The following is a 20,789-nucleotide window of genomic DNA, read 5'->3' on the forward strand; positions in this document are numbered from 1 at the left end:
AGGTGGAAATATGAAACGAAATCTTGTTTTGGGAGGTATTTTTTTATTTGGATTAGGTGTTTTTTTATATCCTACTATTAGTAATTGGTTGGCGACTCGTGCACATTATTCTGAGATTAGCTCTTACGATAAGAAGATCAAAGCGCTACAAAAGAAAGAAGTTGAACGTAGGGAAAAAGAAGCAGCCGAATATAATAAACAAGTTCACACTTCCACGAAAACATTTACTGATCCATTTTCTGAAAAAAAAAGTAATCATCAAGCATATGCTGATGCGTTAAATTTAGGAGATGTAATGGGGTATATTGAAATATCGAAAATTAATATAAAACTGCCAATCTATCAAGGGACATCTGAGGAAGTATTGAGCCGCGGGATAGGTCATTTAGATTTTTCTTCGCTCCCGATAGGTGGAGAAAATACGCACACTATTTTAACAGGGCATCGTGGTTTACCATCAGCAAAATTATTTACAGATTTAGATAAGTTGAGCGAAGGAGATCTTTTTTATATTCATTCTTTAGACAAAGTTCTTGCTTATAAAGTAGATCAAATTAAAGTAGTGTTACCACACGAAACGGACGATCTACAAATTGTACAAAAAAAAGATTATACAACTTTAATTACGTGTACGCCTTATGGAGTAAACACCAATAGATTGCTAGTTCGAGGTGTGCGTGTGGAGTTAAACGAGAAAGAAAAACAAAAAGTGAGTACAGAGATATTTATATTTAATAAGTGGACTGTAATAGTTCCAATCCTATTGTTATGTGTGTTTCTAGTCGTAATTTATAAGAAAAGGTTAACTAGATAGAATGTATTTATTTATCCTGCATTAATGGACAGTGGGACCGGAAATTCAGAGATAAGTAAAGAAGGTATATAGGGAATGAAGTAAATCCTCATTGATAAATATGTCATTTTATTCGACTATAGAAAAAATACGGTAAAGGTGGGAACAAAGGAATTGAGGCTACGATTAAAGCTGGTAAGTATTCATTTTATTGTTTTGTTAATGTTAAGTGTAAGTTTTGTCGTATATGTACCAAAAGAAGTATATGGATCCACGACAAACTTAGAAGGTCTAGGTGATATATCGCGTTATAATGCAGTTGTCTTTGGTAACCATAAAGCAATAGGTGGCGACATTGAAGGAGCAATTGCAGTTCAAGGTGATATGGATGCATCGGGGTATACGATTGTAGGTGCTGCAGCGGGAACATCTAATATAGTAGGTGAAAAATGGGTTGATGAGGGATATCCGTCCTTGTTATTGTCTGGAAAATTTAAGAAATCAAGAGAAGAATCTTTTATCATTCAAAACGGAATAGTCGTAATGACAAAAGAGAGTGATCCAGATCGCATCATACAATCCTCTTATGATCGTATCGTTTATAAAGAAAAACTAGAAATTGACGCGAAATTTAATGAATTTCGCAATATAGTGAACCAAGTCAGTAAAAATGCAGGTCAATATAAAACGAATACCCCAATTCCAAATATGAGTCATGGAATCGGAAAAGATATAAACAATCCTAATATTTATGTTTCATCAGAATTGACAGGGAAAATCAATTTAGATATAAGAGATGTATTTTTACCAAATGCTAAGGACAAAGATTTTATTGTTATGTATTCGGATGCAACAGAGGTTACATTTAAAAACGGGTCTATTCTATATGACACGAACAATATTGGAAGGGCTACAGATATAGTTCCTACATCACAACCATATTCTCCTAATTCCCCGTTTACTGAGCTATACGGGAAAGTGATTTGGGTTTTTCCAAATGCGAAAAAAATTACAACAGAGGGATATGGTGTCGTTGGGAGTGTGTTTGCCCCAAATGCTGTATTAGAAACAAAAGGCGGCTCGATTAATGGACAAGCATTTGTCGGCGCGGTACAACAAACTGGTGGATTTGAATTTCACAATTTCAAATTTAACTGGCAACATTGGAACAAGCCTAGTACTGGAAAAGTAAAAATAAAAAAAGTTGATAGTAATAATGATAATAAAAAATTGGTGGGAGCAAAGTTTCATATAGAAGATTCAAAAGGAAAAATAGTTGGAGAACTATTAACAAATGAAGAAGGAGAAGCGATATCAAAAGACTTACCAATAGGAAACTATACTTTAGTGGAAAAAGAAGCACCTAAAGGTTACGAATTATCAAAAGATAAAATAGCTGTAAAAGTAGAGAAAGATGCAGAAGTAGAAATTAAAATAGGAAATAAGAAATTGCCAGATCCAATGGGAAAAATGAAGCTTGTGAAAGTAGACATAAGTGATAAAAATAAAAAGCTAGCAGGAGCAAAGTTTAAAATTGAAGATTTAAATGGGAAAATAGTTGGAGAACTAGTAACAAATGAAGAAGGAGAAGTAATATCAAAAGACTTACCAATAGGAAACTATACCTTAGTGGAAGTAGAAGCACCTAAAGGTTACGAATTATTAAAAGATAAAATAACTGTAAAAATAGAAAAAGATGCAGAAGTAGAAATTAAAATAGGAAATAAGAAATTGCCAGATCCAATGGGAAAAATGAAGCTTGTGAAAGTAGACATAAGTGATAAAAATAAAAAACTAGCAGGGGCAAAGTTTCATATAGAAGATGCAAAAGGAAAAGTAGTTGGAGAGTTAATAACAGGTGAAAAAGGAGAAATGATATCAAAGGACTTACCAATAGGAAACTATACCCTAGTGGAAATAGAGGCACCTAAAGGTTATGAATTATTAAAAGATAAAATAGCTGTAAAAATAGAAAAAGATACAGTAGTAGAAATTAAAATAGAAAATAAGAAATTGCCAGATCCGACTGGGCAATTTGAAATTGAAAAAGTTGATGATAAGGATAGTGAATTAAAGCTAAAAGGCGCTGTATTTCAAGTGTTAGATAAAGAAGGGAAAGAAGTTAGTAGATTAATAACGGATGAAAAAGGAAAGGTAATTTCCAACCAATTGGCAATTGGAAAGTATACGATTAAAGAAATAAAAGCACCGAACGGATACATGTTACTTAGGGATCCAATAGAAATAGAAATTACAGAAGCAGTAAAGACACAAAAAATAACAGTGAAAAATGCGAAGAATAATTGGGTAATTCCTAATACTGGTGGGAGCGGAACAACAATTTTTTACGTAATTGGTATTATGCTAATGTTTGGTGTGCTATATTTCTGTAAGAAAAATCGTATATTATGAACTAATTTTATAGAGTTAGACAGATCGTTGCGTTAGAGAGTTTTAGGACATGAGTTTGGTATTGTACTGGACTCATGGTACTAAATTTGTTAAAGGAGGAAGGATAATAGTAAACATAGAATATATTAATGAATTAAAATATTTAAGAGGTGAACATGGTGGCAATAAAACAAGACGAAATTAAAGTAGTTGCCGGAGCTGGAGTGTTTAATAATAATCCAGCTTGGATTCAAACGCAAGAAGATGAACTTAACTTACTAGATAAAGCTACGTGGGAAGAAAGATTTGAATACAACTCTATTTCAGCTATTTTAGCTGAGCATGTATGGGAACACCTTACTTTTGAAGAAGGTGTAAGAGCAGCTGAAATTTGTTATGAATTTTTAAAGCCAGGAGGGCATATTCGTTGTGGTGTTCCTGATGCATTTTTCCGAGATGAAGCATACCAAAACATAGTTCAAATAGGCGGACCTGGCCCGAAAAATCATCCAGCAGCAAGTCATAAAATTGTTCATAATTATAAAACATTAACGGAAATGTTTAAATTTGCTGGATTTGAGGTAGTTTTACTTGAATATTGTGATGAAAATGGTCAGTTTTATTACAACGAATGGGATGCAAACGACGGTGTTATTTTCCGTTCGAAAAGGTATGATTCTAGAAATAAAGGTGAGAAGCTTGGTTTTCCATCGCTAATTGTTGATGCGATTAAGCGGTAAGTCATTCAATAAAAGCAAGGGTTAATACTATAATTTCATGAGTCGCAAATGCGGCTTTTTTTATTGGTGCGTAAGTCTATATTTAATAAGGAAACGGATATACATGATAATTATTTTTCAACATTATATAACTCGACTTGGAAAATATTTAAGTTTTTCTCATTACCATTAACTTTAAATTAATACTTCGTTGACATAAAGATTTATTTTATATTTATATTCGTGTAAAATAGAGTGAGAACATACATTCTGTATAAAGGGGCAATCAATATGATAGCTGAAATTTGGAAACTAACTAATGGGTATATTGTAAAATTTGAACGCCGATTTCCAAATACAATAGAGGAAGTTTGGTCTGTTTTAACAGAAAACAGTAAGCTTAAAAAATGGATGTCTAATTTACAAATTGAAAGTCTTAAAACGGGTGGAATAATAAAGTTCGACATGATGGACGGTTCATTTATAAATATGGATATTTTAGAGTGTCAAGTAAATTCAGTACTTGAATTTACTTGGGATAAAGATCGTGTCCGATTTGAAATACATAAAGAAGAAAGTGGGACTCTTTTACTTCTTAAAGAGTACATTCATGTATTAACTGATCATACACCGAAAGATATAGCTGGTTGGCATATTTGCTTAGATCTTTTTTCTTCCGTACTAGAAGGAAAAGAAAAAGAATTTTCTAAAGATGAATGGCAACAATGGTGTGAAACATATAAGAATAAGATCCTTGAAATGAGAGGATAATTGTATAAAAAGTTATATTCATTATGTAATTATTACACTGTAAAAATGATTTTAAAGAAAAATAAGAATAGAGGTTAATATGAAAGTAAATCAATTAATTGCTAATAACATAAATAAATTAGATACAGTGATTCCATTTAATAAGTCGTTTGGAATCGCTGGGTTATCAGGCTCAGGTAAAACAACCTTTTGTCAAACGATTGGTGAAGAATCAAAAAAACGATTAGTTTCTTTATTGCCAAAGGCTGAATATCAATATTTATTTCCTAACATTATGCAAACGAATTTTAGTGCTATTAAGATAGAAGATATGCCTTTAGTTCTTTTTCTAGGAAAATCATCGATTTCTTCCAATCCACGTTCAACAATCGGTACACATACTGGTGTTTTCACAGAGGTACGTGAAAAACTTGCTGATGTATTTCATCTTTCACCTGAGGTTTTTTCATTCAATAACCAGTTAGGCTGGTGTACTGGCTGTAAAGGCCGAGGTACTACTAAAAATATTGAGTGTAAAAAATGTAAGGGAAAACGTTATAGCGAAGAAATCGAACAACATAAGATAGATTTATTTGCTAAACCACATACAATTTCAAATATTAATGATTTAAGTGTTGAGTCTATTCTTTCGTTAGCGGAAGAGTTAAAAATTAGTGAAGCAAAGCAACATATACTGCAAAATATAATTAATATGAACATTGGTTATTTAACATTAAATCGAATTATGGGTACGTTGTCAGGTGGAGAGTTAACAAGACTATATTTGGCTGAATTTATGGCAGTAAGCGAAAATGCTGTAATTATTATTGATGAGATTTCAGTTGGACTTGATCATGAAACATTATTACAAATATTAGAAGAGATTAAGCAGTTAGGGTGTAAAAATCAAATTTGGCTCATTGATCATTCAGATACTGTACTGGATACAACAGATGAGCAATTGTTCTTTGGACCTGGTAGCGGAAAATATGGTGGACAAATTGTGAAAGAATCGCCAAGACCAAAACCAATACTGTCGGATCTAAATAAAGAAGTACCAACAGAATACTATACATTCCATGAATTATATTGCCGTAATATCCAAATGGCGGAGTTTCAAATCCCTAAAAATAGGCTTGTGACGGTTACTGGAGAATCTGGATGCGGGAAATCTACACTTGTCAATGAATGTTTAGCTACAGATTTCTTGAAACGATATCCAAAAGATAAATTAGTTATGGTAGGACAAGATCGAAATCAATCCATTACAAGTCGATCAACTGTAGCCACTTTCCTAGATATTAAAAAGAAACTATCAAAGTATAGTGAAGAAATTGATGATATTTTTGAGCGTTCGATCGAGGATATTATAGATGAACTTCCAAATGAAGATATTGCGTATAAACGCTTGAGTCTACTTATTAAATTAGGACTTGGTTATTTAACGTTAGAACGAAAAACACAAACATTATCAACAGGTGAGTTTCAATGTGTTCATTTAGTTTCGGAGTTATTTGCAAACACTAGAAATCCACATACATTATTTATCTTTGATGAGCCTTCAAAAGGTTTATCCCAAAATATTTTAAATCAATTTATAGATAGTGTTAGAGGGATATTGCAAGATGAATCAGTCTCTATCATTATGATTGAACATAATAGTTACATGTTAGAAAGCTCTGATTATATTGTAGATTTCGGGAAAAGACAGCCTGAATCTATAAAGCATCTTGATGTAGTAAGTCATGAAAATTATTATCGTCAAAAAAGCAGTGTGAATAATGCTGAGCAAATACATATTTCTTCAGCACTTAAGCATAAAGAAGGCGTTCACTATTTAGAAGAAAATCATATTAACTATTTTAAAAATGCCGAAAACATTTATAAGGGTGGTATTTTAAAAAGTTTATCATCAATGGCCCGTTTAATTTATGGCGAATATGAATCTGATACAATTGCACCTGTTGTTGCTATTGATCTTGAAAGACATTTATATAGTCAATATAGTTTCTTATATGAGATTGGTGGATTAATTAATCATATTGTAGCTGCTCATCCAATTAATAAAGATACGAGAAGTTTTGATTTCTATTCACAGGACAATCATTGTCCATCTTGTTCTGGACGTCTTCAAATTGAAGTTTTTGATAAAGATATTGCCATTCAAGATAAAAGTGTTCCATTTTGGGATGGGCTATTCGATCAAGAAATCATGAAGGTATTAAAATTTTATCAGCATGAAAAAATAGAATTTCTATTCGAAGAAATAAAAAATGAGCTTGGTCACGATTTGTCAAAGAGCTATAATGATATGTCAGAAGAAGAAAAGCATACGTTTTGGTACGGATATTTTGAAAAATCATTTTATGATAAAAAAGGAAAGACACGCAGAACATGGGTAGGGTTTAATACAATTATTGGTGGATATATTGTTATTTCAAAAGCACCTATTAAAGAAGAAATTAAGAGTTCAAAAAAAATGATGAAATGTCCAATTTGTGAGGGGACGGTTTTAAATCATCATAAACCACTTAAATTTGGTAACGTAAATATTCGTGAAATAATCAATCAGCCTATTAATAAAGTATTGAAAATAGTTGGTGATTTACCGGCACTTGTTAAATTGAAGTCTATTGTTGGTGGCGATATGGTATTGACGGAAGATGTTTCTTTATTGCCAAGAAAAGCACAAGTTGCATTGAAAATGTTTGAATTAGAACAAGCAAGCTTTTCAAACTATGAAATGGTGTTACAAAATGTCTTACCATTCTGGAGCGAAATAAAAGGAAATATCGAATCCATTAGTGTTAATAATCAGGTAACTGTTTGTGATTTCCCTAATGTTTATGAAACGAGAGAAACCATTATAGATAAGTATTTCACAAATGGTAAATATAAAAAACTTACGTATGTATACGAAGCGTTTGGATACAAAAAATTAGTTACCCAAATTAATAAAATTAAAAAAAATAATCCATGTCCATTTTGTAAAGGTAAGAAAGTGATAACCGAAGATAATTTACATGATGGTGTCTTTAAACTAACAATTCCATGTGTAACTTGTAATGCAAGTGGTATTAATGACGAAGGGTTAAAAGAAGTTGTCGAGGGCGTGGATGTACAAACGTGGTTAACTGGAAAAGTAAGTGATGTTGTGAATGAAAGCTTATTAACAGAAGCTGTTGGACAAATACCCATTTTCAATCGCATACGTGAGTTGGATAAACGAGATATGATGGCGGTTTATGAATGTCTTGAGAGTAATCAGTAAATTTTATTAATATATGTTTTATTAATATAAATTAATAAAACATATATTCTTTATAATGTATATATTAGCGCAGTATGATTAATACAAGGTAATGAAAGAAGATCCAATTTCTTAATATCAAAATTAAGAAATTGGATCTTTTAGTATTTTTATGTCTCCATACAATATTTTTCAATAAGAAAAGAAGTAATATGGAAGGAGAGATACAAAACAAATAGTGATAAACGATTAATATATTATGTAATTATTATATTATAAAAGCGAAAATTAAGGTTTAAAATGGTTCGTAAGTGATATGTTTTGTTTATTAATCTATTTTTCATTGTGTGATTTTTTAAATTTAACAGAAATATATACTTGAATGAAGTATATATTTCTGTTAAATTTATCCTATGGATAGAACAAGTTTAATTAAAGGTCATTTAGAAATGTGTGTATTATCTATTTTGTCGAAAAAGAAAAGTTATGGTTATGAGATTATGAAAGAACTTGAAATAAACAATTTAAAATTGAAAGGAGTAGGAAGTATTTATCCTATTTTAACTAAGTTGAAAAATCAAGAGTGGGTTAACACTTATCAAGAGGTAACAGACAGTGGTAAAGTGAGGATTTATTATGAAATTAATGAAAATGGGAAAATACGTCTTGAGAAGAAAATTAATGAGTGGTTAGAATTGCAATTGGACATTCAAACATTATTAAAAAGCGGTTTGAAAGGAGACCTTCTGAAATGAGGAATAAATTGATAGGTAAAGAAAAGCAATTTTTAAGAGACGTACTTAAGGAATTAAAGCAATACGATATTAGTTTAGAAGAAAGGGAAAATATTAAGAGACAAATATTAGAACATATTCAAGAGTGTCATGAACATGGTGAAGACAGTATAGATGATTTAGGTACCCCTCAATTATTTGTTAAAGATTTTATAGAAATAAATGAAATTGATTTACAAGTTAAAATGAAACAACTTCAAAATGAAAAAGGAAAATTCAACACATTTATCTTACGTGGCATATTCATCGCAATTATTACTTACCTCATCTCGCAAACTACATTTTCAATATTTTTAACTGAATCATTTAATTCAACTAATAGCAAAAATACATTTAATTATAATATTTTATATCGCATATCAGAGAATCAATGGTGGAACGTTTTATTAATAATGATTAGCTTTATGCTCTCTGTAGTAGTGTTTATTAGCTTAGTAAGTTATAAAAAAAGAAAGCTATCTAAAGTATAATGAAGAAAACTATCTATAAACTATTTCAAATCTATATTCTTTGTAATGTAATAGTATTATGTATCATTTATCCAAAAGCATATGCTCAGCAAGATATTAAAGCTACTTTAGATAAGTATATTGAAAAATTTATAAAGGAACAGAATATTCCAGGGGCTGCTGTTGCAATTGTACATAATAAAGATGTATTCTTCACTAAAACGTGGGGGATTACTGGGGAATCTGAAAAAAAAATAACTAGTAAAACACCATTTGCAATCGGCTCAATAAGCAAATCTTTAACAGCTTTAGCTATAGTGAAATTAATAGAAGACAAAAAGATAAAATTAGAGGATTCAGTTCAACAACATCTTCCTTGGTTTAAACTAAAAGATTCTCAAATATCCTCATCTATAACAATCCAACACCTTTTAACTCATACAAGCGGAATAAACACATATGAAGGCTTATTAATATCAGATAAGCAATCCAAAAGTTCTACAGCATTAAAAGAAAATGTAATGAGACTTTCAAATGTAAAATTAACTGCTCTACCAGGAGAAAAATATCAATATAGTAATGCGAATTATATTGTTTTAGGTGCACTTATTGAGGAAATTACAAATGATACATATTCCTCATATATGGAAAAACATGTTTTTCAGCTATTAAATATGAATGGTGCGGTAGCAAGTAAAGAAACTGCATATGAAAAAGGCTATTTAACAGGTTATCAGTCATGGTTTGGCATACCAAGAAAAAGTGTAGTATCCTATGATAATGCCGGGGCACCGTATGGTTATATTACCGCAAATTTGGAAGATATGATTCAATTTATTATGTTTTTGAATCGACAAGAAGATACTCAATTTTTAAAGAAAGAAAACATCGACCTTTATCTTACACCACTTTATAACATAAATTCAGAAAAAAGCTATGGTTTTGGATTAAGAACAACAAGTATAAATGAAAGCGAAACGATGATTTGGCATTCAGGATCAACGCCCGATGCTCGTACAGAAATATTTACTTTAAATAAAAGTGGCTGGGGTGGTGTGATTTTAACAAATAAAAATCATGTATTAGAAGAACCAGCACTTTCAGTATTAAAAAAGGGGATTATTAATATTTTGAATGAAGAAGAACCGGTTGATCCCCATAAAAGCATACCATTTACACAAATTGTTATGTCTACAGTTATACTCGCGCTTTTCATTTCATCAATTATGTTAATTAAAAAATATAAACATAAGGAAACTGTAAAAAAATTAACTTGGTTATTCGTAGGGGCTCTATTCCTACTATTATCTATTATTTTCATTCCACTTCTTACTTATTGTACAAGCTCACCATGGCGTACGATAAAAATATTTGCGGCAGATGTAGGTTTACTTACAAGTATTATAGTAATTTTATTAGCTGTGAACGGATTATTATCAATCTTTATAGGCATAAGACAGAAGAGTATATAAGGGTAAATAATTAAAGAAATATAATTCAAACGTTATAAACAGTTGACCCTCACACAATGTCATTGTTTAAGATAAAGTTGAGCTTCAAAGTAGATGTAACTTATAGGAGGAAATTATGTTTAAAATAGGGGATTTTTCAAAACTATCTTCCATTAGTATACGAATGTTGAGACACTACGATAAAGTGGAATTACTACAACCAGTAAAAGTCGATGAGCAGAGTGGATATCGATTTTATTCAGCAGACCAATTAAAAAAAGTAAATCAAATTCAAACGTTAAAAGCTATGGGGTTTAATATTGCTACCATCAAAGAAATAATAGAATGCGATAATATAGATACCATAAAAGAGCAATTTTTTAATCGTAGTGCTCAAATTAAAGAAGACATGAATAACCTCCAAAAACAATTACGTCTCCTCGAAGACTCAATGAAAATGATGAGAGAGGATGTTGTTGAGATGAATTATCATGTTTCAATAAAAGAAATTCCAGAAAGAACTGTAGCTAGTGTTAGAAAGATTATTCCATCGTATAATTGCGAAGGTGATTTATGGAGTATATTGATGCAAGAAATTCAAATGAAAAATATTAGTATTGCCCATTCGAGTTATAGTATTGCGGTTTTCCATGATCGTGAATACAAAGAAAATGATGTAGATATAGAAATACAGCTAAGTATTCTTGGTAAGCACGAAAATACAAAAGACGTTACATTTAAAAAGATTGAATCAATTCATGTAGCTTCCATAACGGTTAATGGAAGTTATGAACAGATGACAGCTGTAAATGAAGCTGCGGCAAAATGGATTGAGGCAGAGGGTTACAAATTAGTAGGCCCGATGTTTAATATTTATCATGTGAGCCCAGCGATGGAAGCGGATCCTAATAAGTGGGTTACAGAAGTTTGTTATCCAATAAACAAATAAGTAATAAAAAAGGCATGTTTTATGCCTTTTTTATTTTATTAATATCTCAAAATATGTACTTTTCCCTCTTTACAGTTTTCGTATCGGACTATATAAGGCAATAAAGACTTCAATTAATTTAGTAAAAGCAGCTAAAGCAAATATAAATACAGGATTGTAGGCTGAAATAATTCCACCTACTAATGCGCCTAATGGCATAGCTAATCGTGTAAGTACACGAGAAAAACCTAAAACACGTCCTTGCAAATTGGATGGAACAGTTTCCTGGCGAATTGATGTAACAATCGTATTCCATGTGATATTACATGTCATCGCGATTCCGAAAGCAATTCCGGGAGCGAGCCAATATGTACTTCACAAAGCAAATGTTAATCCAAGCGCTCCTAAAAATAGGAGTAAAGGAATAAGTACACCACGTCGAAATTTCTTTTCTAAAGGAATGGCAATTAAGCTTCCTAAAAGCCCACCTATTCCTATTAAAGTATAATTATAGCCACTTTGTGCGGAGGTAAGATTTAATGTCGATAATAAATAATACATAAGTATACCTAAAACAGCACTTGCTCCAAAGTTACCTACCATAGCTTGAAGTGACAAAGCTATATTTAACCGATCATTTTTGAGCCATTTAAATCCATCAAGCAAATCATTTAGTACATTTTGCAATGTATTTTTATCGGTATTCTTTTTGATTAAGCTTTTCATAGAAGGTAATATAATCACAGCAATTAATGTAGCAATAAATGAAAGAACATTAATCCAAAGTACTTGAAAGCCGCCAATAAAAGATATGAAAAGCCCAGCTATGATTGGACCAAACAAACTAGCCAATTGATTAACCATTTGATATAAAGAATTAGCCTTCGTTAATGATGCACCTGCGATGTGTGGAATGACTGTAACAGTTGTTACATCAAAAAGCATGGACATAACTGCTAAGATAAAAGTAATTACGTATAAATGCCAGATTTCTAATAGATGTAATGCATGTAGAATTGGTACGAGACTTACTAAAATAATATTGGTAATATCTGCCATCCAAAGTAACTTTTTTCGATCATATCGATCAACTAGTACACCAACTAAAGGGCCAAATAAAACGATTGGCAATACGTTAACAGCAAATAAAGAACTCATAATTACAGCTGAACCAGTTAATTGATAGGCAATCCAAGGCAGTGCAAAAGTATATAGTGAATCCCCGATTCGTGAAATGAGTAAACCAAAAATAAAAATCTTGTATTCTTTTGAAAAAGTTGTCTTGACAGTTAATCTTTGTTCTTGTACAAATTTCACAATTGTATGACCTCCCTTTTTTATAGAGGAACTTGAAAATAATCCGTCCAATACGTATTAAATATAGAATTCTGTAAGAAGTTGTTGAATCCTACTTTATAATATTGATTTTATATAAAATTGTAGGGAATAGAAATTAGGGCGGTTTTTATGCGAGGAGGCGGAATGATTCGAGAACAAAAGGGGTTGCTGGATAAAGAGTTAATCTTATGACCTTTTCCGCAATTAGTGTTGTTAGCAGAACTTTTGAAAGAAGATCCTACATTAATAGATCCCTTTTTTAGTTAATAATGCCTCCTTAATGCTAGTTAATACAAGGAGGCATTAAATTTTTAATAATTAATGATATGTGTACCCTCCATCTGGAAATAATACATTACCTGTAGTAAAACTATTTTGCATTAAATATAGAACAGTATGTGCAATTTCATTATTATGGCCAGGCCTTTTTACAAGAGAAAGAGATTTATAAGATTCATAAGCATCATCAAGAAATACCACCTAAAGTAGAATATAGCTTAACTGAGCATGGAAAAACAGTCAGTACTGTTTTGGATAGTATGTGTAGTTGGGGAAGAAGACATTTAGAACATATAGTTAAAGATAAACTATAAAATTGTTATGTAAACTAAATGTAGTGCGAAGTGAAATGTTGTTTTAATAATTTTTATTTTATAATATATAATTAAACAGTGTTGCAGGTTATAATACATGTTTAATTTATTTTTACAAAGGGGAAATTATAAGGTGAATGAATTAGAGTATAAAAGCTTTTATGATAAAGTAGGAAGATTAAATGGATGGGATTTTAGTAAAATAAAAAGTGAAACTGTAGGAGAAGTATGGGACTTTTATGGAGAAGTAAAAGAAAGATGTAAACCATCAGACATTCTACTTGATGTTGGTACAGGTGGAGGAGAAAATGTACTTAACATAGCATCTTGGGCTAAATTGTTAATTGGAATTGATAATTCTAACGGCATGATTGAAACGGCACATTCTAATTTGAAAAAATCAGGTGTACAAAATGTTGAGTTTCTTCAAATGGGTTCTGAAGCTTTAACGTTTCCACATGCGCATTTTGATATCGCTTCAAGTTGTCATGCACCATTTGCAGCGACTGAATTATCAAAAGTAATGAAAAAGGGTGCTTTTTTCTTAACGCAACAAGTTAGCGAACATGATAAATTAAACCTAAAAGAGACATTTGGGAGAGGACAATGCTTAGGTGAAAGAGATGGAACTTTAAAAGAAAAGTATATGGGTGAACTTATAAATGCAGGATTTGAACTCGTGCAAGTACGTGAATATGATGTTACTGATTATTACAGTACGCCTGAAGATCTTATTTTCTTATTAAAACATACACCTATTATTCCTAGATTTGGAGAAGAGGAAGAGGATTTTACTATTTTACAAAAGTTCATTGACACGAATAGTTCTGAAAAAGGGATTCATACAAATTCAAAAAGATTTATGATTATCGCTGTTAAATTATAATATATTTTAGCGTAAAAGCTGCTTTTCATTTAAAGAAAAGCAGCTTTTTGTGTGGAAAAGAATACAGGAAATACTTGAAAATAATAGAAATAAATAAAGTGTAAATCAAAATATGGAGGATAAATGTTTTGAAACGTTACTATATTAGCAATGAAAAAATAAATGTACATATTACTGAATGGGGGAATAATGACAAGCCCGTTATCTTTTGTTTACATGGATTAGGTAGTACGAGTTTAAGTTTTATAGAAATTGCTGAGGAATTAAAAGAAGAGTATAGATTTATCTCCGTTGATGCACCTGGACATGGTAAAACACCGCCATTTGAAAGAACAGAAGATTATGAGATGCAGAATTTAGCAAATTGGTTAAATGAAATAATAAATGAATTGAGAATCGAATACTTCTATTTTCTATCACATTCATGGGGAAGTTTTGTAGCGTTATTTTATTTGTTACATCATTCAGAAAAAGTACAAGGAAGTATTCTTATTGATGGTGGATATCAAACAAAAAGGCTTCAAGAAAAAACGTTGGAAGAAGAAATTGCTTATTATGAAAAGGACTTTGATGAATACGTTTTTAATAATTGGGACGAATTTTTCAAAAGTGAAAAAGAAGCTTATACTAGGTGGTCTTCATTGTTAGAAGTTGCTGTAAAGGACCTAGGGATCGAAATGGATAACAAAGTATGGTGGCATGCCAGGGGGAATACAGCTAGTAATATAATAAGAGGTATGCATAAAGATGAAACGATAGATATATATGAGAAGCTGCCGGCTAATATTGTATTACTCCGAGCTACAGTTCCACAAGTTTGGGCGGATTATAGAGATAAGACAGTAAATGTTTTCAAAGAGAAAACGGACAGGATAGTAAAAGTAATTCCTGATACTACACACATGTTGCACTGGGATAAACCAGAAATTGTTATAGCAGAAATAAAAAATAATTGGAGCTAACATATTCATACTAAAGTTGTAGTTTCTATATGAAAAATCCATCCTTCCGTTTGATTTTATCTATTTATAAGTGTAATACAATACGAATAGATAATAAGAAATGAGGGGGAATGTAAAGTGATTACACATATATCAGATATAAAACTACAAACGGTTTCCATGGAAGGGGTAAAACAAGTTTATAAGGACATATTATCTTTTCCAATAAAAAAAGAAACAGCATCCTTCATTCAATTTGAAGTAACACCTTATACAACAATTAGTTTTCAAGAAGTGTATGAACCAATTGCACCTGCACATGTTGCTTTTGAAATCCCATATTCAAAATTTCATGAAACAGCAAGATGGCTTGAGGAGTCTGGATTACTCATTGCGAAATGGAAAGATGGTCATATAATTGATGAAGAGGATGGTCGATTCAATTTATACTTTAAAGACGGAGATGGAAATCTACTCGAAATTATCGCGCATAGTTATGTTAAAGAAGATGTATTAGTACCGCAGTCACCTTTAAACATTTTATATGTAAGGGAAATTGGTCTTCCTGTTAAAAGTGTACCTATTTTTAGGGAATGGCTGAAATCAAATCTAAATATGAAAACGATGGAAGACGGGGATATTTTTAACTTTGTAGTTGGTGGCACTGCTTATGTCGTCGCAACTTGGTGGCAGCGACCTTGGATTCCAATCGCGATGAAAGCTCTATCACCGAAAGTACACGTTTCTTTCGGAACACCAGACGTCGCATTTTTACAGCGAATCCAAAATAACTTTAAGAAAAATGGTGTATCATTTGAATATAAATGTAATGAAGTATCATTTATTGAGCAAGGATATACATTTTCAATTGTGCATACATCAGAGTTTCATTCTGATATTCCTAAACAATTAAACTTACCGCTTTCTATTTAAGGATGGAAAGCGGTAAGTTTTTTGTATATTCGTGAAGAAGGTTTTAGCTAGGATTATAGTGAATTTAAAGAGAGGTATAAGGTGTTATTTTAATTTATGTTAAGGGGAGAAATGAAGTGGTTTTAGGTAATCCGATTGCAAAAGGGAATACAGCAGAAATTTATTTAACTGATGATAAGGTTGTAAAATTATTTAAAGATTACCTCTCAGATACAGAGTCTATAAAGGAAGCAAAAAAACAAAAATATGCGTATTCATGCGGGCTGCCAGTTCCAAACGTATTTGAAGTGACAAAGATACAAAATAGACAGGCAATTATTATGGAATATGTAAAAGGGGAGAACATTGGTAATCTCCTGCTTAATAATTTGAATGAGGCAGAGCGTTATATCGGACTTTGTGTTAATGAGCAAAAAAAGATCCATGCTATACGTGTGAATACAGATGAAATGGAGTTAATGAGGAAAAGGTTAGAGCGTCAAATTAAATCTGTACATAAATTGGATGAAAGCAAAAAGAAGAATATATTACAAAAATTAGATTCTATTACATTTGATTTTAGGCTATGTCATGGAGATTTCCATCCATTTAATTTGATTTTGAGTAAGGAAGAGAAAGTGAAAGTTATAGACTGGGTAGATGCAAGTTCAGGTGATATTCGCGCAGATGTATTTCGAACATACTTGTTGTACTCACAATCTTCGGTAGAATTAGCTGAGATGTATTTACATATATATTGCAGTCGTACCGGCTTATCAAGAGATGAAGTTTTTCAATGGGCTCCTATTATTATTGCAGCTAGATTTTCTGAAAAAGTATCACCGCAAAATGAAGTGTATTTGAAAAGATTATTGAATCAGTATTTATAAGTCATAAAAAAGGCTGTCAGCAAATTAATAAATGCTGTTGTTTAACCAAAGTTTCCTTGTAGTTAAACAACAGCGTTCTTAAATATTGATATAGGTATTCTTATTTTCGATCTTCATCCTATAAAGGTTCATAATCCGTACTTGTTCCTCCCTTAATTCTTCTTTATCCCAATACATATGCATTAAGCTATATTCAAAAATCTCCTTTAATTTAATAAATAATGGAAACTTGTCTATCATCTCTTTTGGTAGTTCATTTTCCTCTTGGTAGCCTTCAAATAGTGCTTTTGTAATAGAATGTTCATAGTCAATGATATTCCCATTTCCAGCAAATGAATATTCTATCGCACTATAAATAGGAATGGCTAAATCGAATATGTAAAAATGTTTTTGGAATGAATCCAAGAGAATATCAACTTAACAAAATGTCTATTCAATCATTTCTTAAACTAAATTTAAATAAAGAAGGGGCGTTTAATATGAATATTTCTAGAAAAATAGAGGTTGAACAGTTGCGAAATAGGAAGAGTGAGCTATTTGATAAAGAGGTACTTAACATATTAAATGGTCAAGTTATGTATGAAGAATTTAAAAATAAAAAGCTAATGGGTGATTCTGATTATGCCCCATTTAATGAGGCAATGTGTGTGAACTCGGCTACTACTCAAGTTTTTAATGAAGAGTTTATTAAAACAAGAGCGAAAGGACATAACAGTTCAGTAGAAAGTTATATAAAAAAGGTTATAGATCCGTTAGAAAACCTTTTTACGAAAAAGTATAAATGTATTGTTCTATGGTTTGGTGAAGATATGTTTTGCCAAATGAACCTACTTACCATACTTTCTCACCTTGAACAGTCTGCTTATGAAGGGAAGGTATACTTAAATAGCTTTAGAGAGGATGAATTTAAAGTAAATCAAATTGAACTTGAATTGGGGAATTACTCTTCTATATACAATGAAGTATTAGTAAACCATAAAAAGACCCCCCATAAGGTACCACCTGTAATGTATCAGGCTATAGACTTATTTTTAGAAATGTTAACAGAAGATAATGCAGTAATGAAATTCATTTCTAAAAATAAAGATTTATCAACTCAAGAATTATTAAAGAAGTTGTTTCATCTTTTTCCTACAATCGGATATGGAGATACTCAGTACATAGAACTGATTAATAAAATAAAGAAGAAAACTACACCTAAAATATAGGTGTAGTTTTCTTCTTATAATTGCTCAAGTAATTCTAATTCTTTTTCTACAAATAGCATTAGTTCTTTAATGGTTTCACCAGAGAAATCAAAACGAATACCGGCTGCATCATATACTTCTTTTATAGATTGCGAGCTTCCTAGTGATAATGCCTTTTTATAATTTTCTAGTGTTTGCTTAGGATCCTCTTTATATTGTTTATACATTTGTAATGCCCCAAGTTGGGCAATCGCGTATTCAATATAATAAAATGGTACTTCAAAAATATGGAGTACAGGTAACCAACTCGTTGCTATCCAGTTTTCGTAGCCATCAATATGTATGACGCTAGATTGATAATGTTTTTGAAGTTGTAAGTATTTTTCATTTCTTTCTTCAGAAGTATGAATTGGATTTTCATACAGCCAGTGTTGAAATTGATCTACAATAAGCATGATAGGTAAATATGAAATAACATCTTTAAAGAAGTTAATTTTTGCTTGTTTTAAATCTTTTTTGTCTGTATAGAAGGTATCCCAATAATTAAGCGAGAATAACTCCATTGTCATACTGGCTAGTTCAGCTGTTTCAGCTGGAACTTCTATATACTGTCGTAATTCTAATGGTTTTATGAGTTCGTTATGAATACTATGACCCATTTCATGTATAAAAGTGATAATATCATCTTGTGTATAATTTAAGTTCATAAAAATATAAGATAATTGTGAAGCTGGTAAGTACTCACAAAAGCCACCAGCTGCTTTTCCTTTGCGGCTTGTTAAATCAAGACAATTGTGTTTATACATTCGGTTTAAAAGTGCTGAAAATTCAACATCTAGTTTATTAAAGATATGAGTGCTCTTTTCAATTAAATCATTTTCATTTGCAATAGGTTTAAGTACTTTTTGATCTGGAGTTACAGCTGATACATCCCAAGGGCGAAGTGTATCTACTTGCAGTTTTTCTTTTTTCTCTAGCATTATTTTATCTTTAAGAGGCACAACATACTTACGTATGGATTCGGCTAGTTCATAGCAATCTATCGCTGAATAATCAAAACGCTCGTATTTTTTGAACATATAATCGCGATAATTCTCTAGTTGAATATTTTTTGCTTTTTGATGGCGAATTTCAATTAATTGATTTAATATGTTTTGGAGTTCTTTTTCAACAGATAAAAATTGTTCAGAAATAATAGTTTTTGCCTTTTTACGGATGTCACGATTCGAATCTTGTAAATAGGATTGTAATTCTGTTATCGTTTTTTCTTCTCCGTCCCAAATGGCACTTAATCCTCCAGTGATTTCAAAGTACTCTGTGACTAATTTGTCTTCCTGTATTTCTAATTCAATATTTTCCTCACAAAATAACTTTTGAGCATTTTTTATTTTTGTATCTAATAAACCATATACGTTAGAATCTAATTCCATTCGAAAAGGTGACTCTAAATATTTATTATCCAATAAATTTTGGTACCGCTTTAAAAGTGGCTTTACAAATTGTTGATCATGTTCAAATGTATCCTTTATTTCTTCATCATCCGTATTACATTGAAAGGCGATGTAATGTAATCTTAATTGTTCTTCGATTTCCCAAATTACTTTTGACTGCTCTTTTAACCAATTTTCAAGGTCTAGTTTTGAAGAAATCATCTTATTTAACAAAGTCGAAAGAGTTTTTTCCAATTGTAGTACATTACTAATATCAATCGTATTTACACGTTGCATTATATATCCCTCACTTTTTATTTATTCATAGAGATATTCTATTTATTAATTGTAATTCCCTTGTTAAGTGGGGAAAATGTGAAATAATGTTAAATTTAATAATTATAGAAGGTATTTATATGTCAAAGTAAAAAGTTTATCGTAAATGAAAATGTGTGGAGGGGTGCTACATGAGAAAGGGAACAAAGGTACTTGTATTTTTAATTCCATTTGCTTTATTATGTGCCTGTGAGAATGAGATTGAAGATGCTAAAAGTGAAGATTCTATAGTGATGGATATTGCTACAGCAGCGGTAAAGGAGGAATCTTTTTTTAGTGCTGCTATATGGGATGAAAAAGCAAGAATAGTAGATTTAGAAATTGCTGATAGCGAAAATGCTAACGAAATAAAAAAAGAAATTAATAAAAGATTGCAAATTCAAGGTGTTATGTCCTATAAAGTAAATATATCTCAAAGAAACAAGGAGATTGTAAATGCAGAACATAGATGGGAGTTAGTTTTTGGACAGATATTTGATGACGTATTCAGGAAGAATGGATATGAAGGGTTTGGGATTCAGCAAATAAATTATAAAAAGAATCAACCTGTTACCATTGATATAAAAACTAAGATTAGCGATGGTGAAGTAAGGGCGAGAGAACTTGGACAGAAAATAGAAAAAGAAGTTGAAGGGGTACTTAAAACAGAAGCAGTAAAGAAATGGATTGAAAATGATTCATACGCTATTGGGATTTACGATATAGATGATCGGAAAATTAACTAATTGAGGAATGAATGCTATATGAATAT

At 31.2% G+C, this 20,789-nt stretch carries 17 protein-coding genes and 3 pseudogenes; 16 read left to right on the top strand and 4 right to left on the bottom strand.

The annotated features are described in order from the left end of the window. Window positions 1–10 precede the first annotated feature (10 nt). The 9 genes from MKY21_RS12565 to MKY21_RS12605 all read left to right on the top strand — a co-directional run bounded on the left by MKY21_RS12565 (window position 11) and on the right by MKY21_RS12605 (window position 11,546). Entirely contained in the window at window positions 11–814 is an 804-nt protein-coding gene (locus MKY21_RS12565; protein ID WP_080336351.1) for a class C sortase, read from the top strand. A gap of 153 nt (window positions 815–967) precedes the next feature. Further along, window positions 968–3,205, top strand: a complete 2,238-nt coding sequence (locus tag MKY21_RS12570) for an MSCRAMM family protein (RefSeq protein WP_341076374.1) — start codon at window positions 968–970, stop codon at window positions 3,203–3,205. Between the two features lie 155 nt (window positions 3,206–3,360). Next, window positions 3,361–3,924, top strand: coding sequence for a class I SAM-dependent methyltransferase (locus MKY21_RS12575; RefSeq protein WP_341076378.1), 564 nt, complete (start codon window positions 3,361–3,363; stop codon window positions 3,922–3,924). 270 nt (window positions 3,925–4,194) lie between these two features. Next, on the top strand, window positions 4,195–4,674 hold the full coding sequence (locus MKY21_RS12580) for an SRPBCC domain-containing protein (RefSeq protein ID WP_044797387.1): 480 nt from the start codon (window positions 4,195–4,197) through the stop codon (window positions 4,672–4,674). Window positions 4,675–4,753: 79 nt separating this feature from the next. After that, window positions 4,754–7,924 carry an ATP-binding cassette domain-containing protein gene (locus MKY21_RS12585; RefSeq protein WP_044797386.1) on the top strand — a complete coding sequence of 1,057 codons (3,171 nt, stop codon included), beginning with the start codon at window positions 4,754–4,756 and terminating at the stop codon, window positions 7,922–7,924. Between the two features lie 428 nt (window positions 7,925–8,352). Then, the gene (locus tag MKY21_RS12590; protein ID WP_002094025.1) at window positions 8,353–8,658 is read left to right on the top strand and encodes a PadR family transcriptional regulator; all 306 of its coding nucleotides are present in this window, start codon (window positions 8,353–8,355) and stop codon (window positions 8,656–8,658) included. Next, a complete protein-coding gene (locus MKY21_RS12595) occupies window positions 8,655–9,167 on the top strand; it encodes a hypothetical protein (protein WP_001244705.1) in 513 nt (170 codons plus the stop codon). Before MKY21_RS12590 ends, MKY21_RS12595 begins: the two co-directional genes overlap by 4 nt. Further along, the gene (locus MKY21_RS12600; RefSeq protein ID WP_341076383.1) at window positions 9,167–10,618 is read left to right on the top strand and encodes a serine hydrolase domain-containing protein; all 1,452 of its coding nucleotides are present in this window, start codon (window positions 9,167–9,169) and stop codon (window positions 10,616–10,618) included. Before MKY21_RS12595 ends, MKY21_RS12600 begins: the two co-directional genes overlap by 1 nt. A 115-nt stretch (window positions 10,619–10,733) precedes the next feature. Further along, window positions 10,734–11,546 (top strand): MerR family transcriptional regulator, encoded by an 813-nt coding sequence (locus MKY21_RS12605; protein ID WP_044797383.1) that lies wholly within the window; start codon window positions 10,734–10,736, stop codon window positions 11,544–11,546. Window positions 11,547–11,615: 69 nt separating this feature from the next. Here MKY21_RS12605 and MKY21_RS12610 read toward each other — a convergent pair. Then, window positions 11,616–12,842, bottom strand: a pseudogene (locus MKY21_RS12610) (MFS transporter). Between the two features lie 339 nt (window positions 12,843–13,181). Next, window positions 13,182–13,325, bottom strand: a pseudogene (locus MKY21_RS12615) (SDR family oxidoreductase); the annotation flags it as partial. Between MKY21_RS12615 and MKY21_RS12620 the strand changes: the two are divergent. The 5 genes and pseudogenes from MKY21_RS12620 to MKY21_RS12640 form a co-directional block, all read left to right on the top strand. Then, window positions 13,292–13,456, top strand: a pseudogene (locus MKY21_RS12620) (winged helix-turn-helix transcriptional regulator); the annotation flags it as partial. The pseudogenes MKY21_RS12615 and MKY21_RS12620 sit on opposite strands and share 34 nt — an antisense overlap. Before the next feature lie 133 nt (window positions 13,457–13,589). Continuing rightward, on the top strand, window positions 13,590–14,342 hold the full coding sequence (locus tag MKY21_RS12625) for a class I SAM-dependent methyltransferase (RefSeq protein WP_001003884.1): 753 nt from the start codon (window positions 13,590–13,592) through the stop codon (window positions 14,340–14,342). Between the two features lie 128 nt (window positions 14,343–14,470). After that, window positions 14,471–15,304, top strand: a complete 834-nt coding sequence (locus tag MKY21_RS12630) for an alpha/beta fold hydrolase (RefSeq protein ID WP_044797381.1) — start codon at window positions 14,471–14,473, stop codon at window positions 15,302–15,304. A gap of 117 nt (window positions 15,305–15,421) precedes the next feature. Further along, entirely contained in the window at window positions 15,422–16,216 is a 795-nt protein-coding gene (locus MKY21_RS12635; RefSeq protein WP_000627961.1) for a VOC family protein, read from the top strand. 116 nt (window positions 16,217–16,332) lie between these two features. After that, window positions 16,333–17,085 (top strand): aminoglycoside phosphotransferase family protein, encoded by a 753-nt coding sequence (locus tag MKY21_RS12640; RefSeq protein WP_000242842.1) that lies wholly within the window; start codon window positions 16,333–16,335, stop codon window positions 17,083–17,085. A gap of 78 nt (window positions 17,086–17,163) precedes the next feature. On the opposite strand, the gene MKY21_RS12645 is transcribed toward MKY21_RS12640, so the two are convergent. Next, window positions 17,164–17,490, bottom strand: a complete 327-nt coding sequence (locus tag MKY21_RS12645; RefSeq protein WP_341076387.1) for an aminoglycoside phosphotransferase — start codon at window positions 17,488–17,490, stop codon at window positions 17,164–17,166. Here MKY21_RS12645 and MKY21_RS12650 point away from each other — a divergent pair. Beyond that, the gene (locus tag MKY21_RS12650) at window positions 17,481–18,293 is read left to right on the top strand and encodes an AraC family transcriptional regulator (RefSeq protein ID WP_232292424.1); all 813 of its coding nucleotides are present in this window, start codon (window positions 17,481–17,483) and stop codon (window positions 18,291–18,293) included. The two genes, MKY21_RS12645 and MKY21_RS12650, sit on opposite strands and share 10 nt — an antisense overlap. Window positions 18,294–18,307: 14 nt before the next feature. On the opposite strand, the gene MKY21_RS12655 is transcribed toward MKY21_RS12650, so the two are convergent. Further along, window positions 18,308–19,999, bottom strand: a complete 1,692-nt coding sequence (locus MKY21_RS12655; protein ID WP_001190035.1) for a M3 family oligoendopeptidase — start codon at window positions 19,997–19,999, stop codon at window positions 18,308–18,310. Between the two features lie 170 nt (window positions 20,000–20,169). Between MKY21_RS12655 and MKY21_RS12660 the strand changes: the two genes are divergently transcribed. After that, window positions 20,170–20,763: a DUF4030 domain-containing protein gene (locus tag MKY21_RS12660; protein WP_044797378.1), complete on the top strand. Its 594-nt coding sequence runs from the start codon at window positions 20,170–20,172 to the stop codon at window positions 20,761–20,763. Window positions 20,764–20,789 lie beyond the last annotated feature (26 nt).

Source organism: Bacillus sp. FSL R9-9497 (assembly GCF_038005805.1).
Lineage (GTDB): Bacteria > Bacillota > Bacilli > Bacillales > Bacillaceae_G > Bacillus_A > Bacillus_A cereus.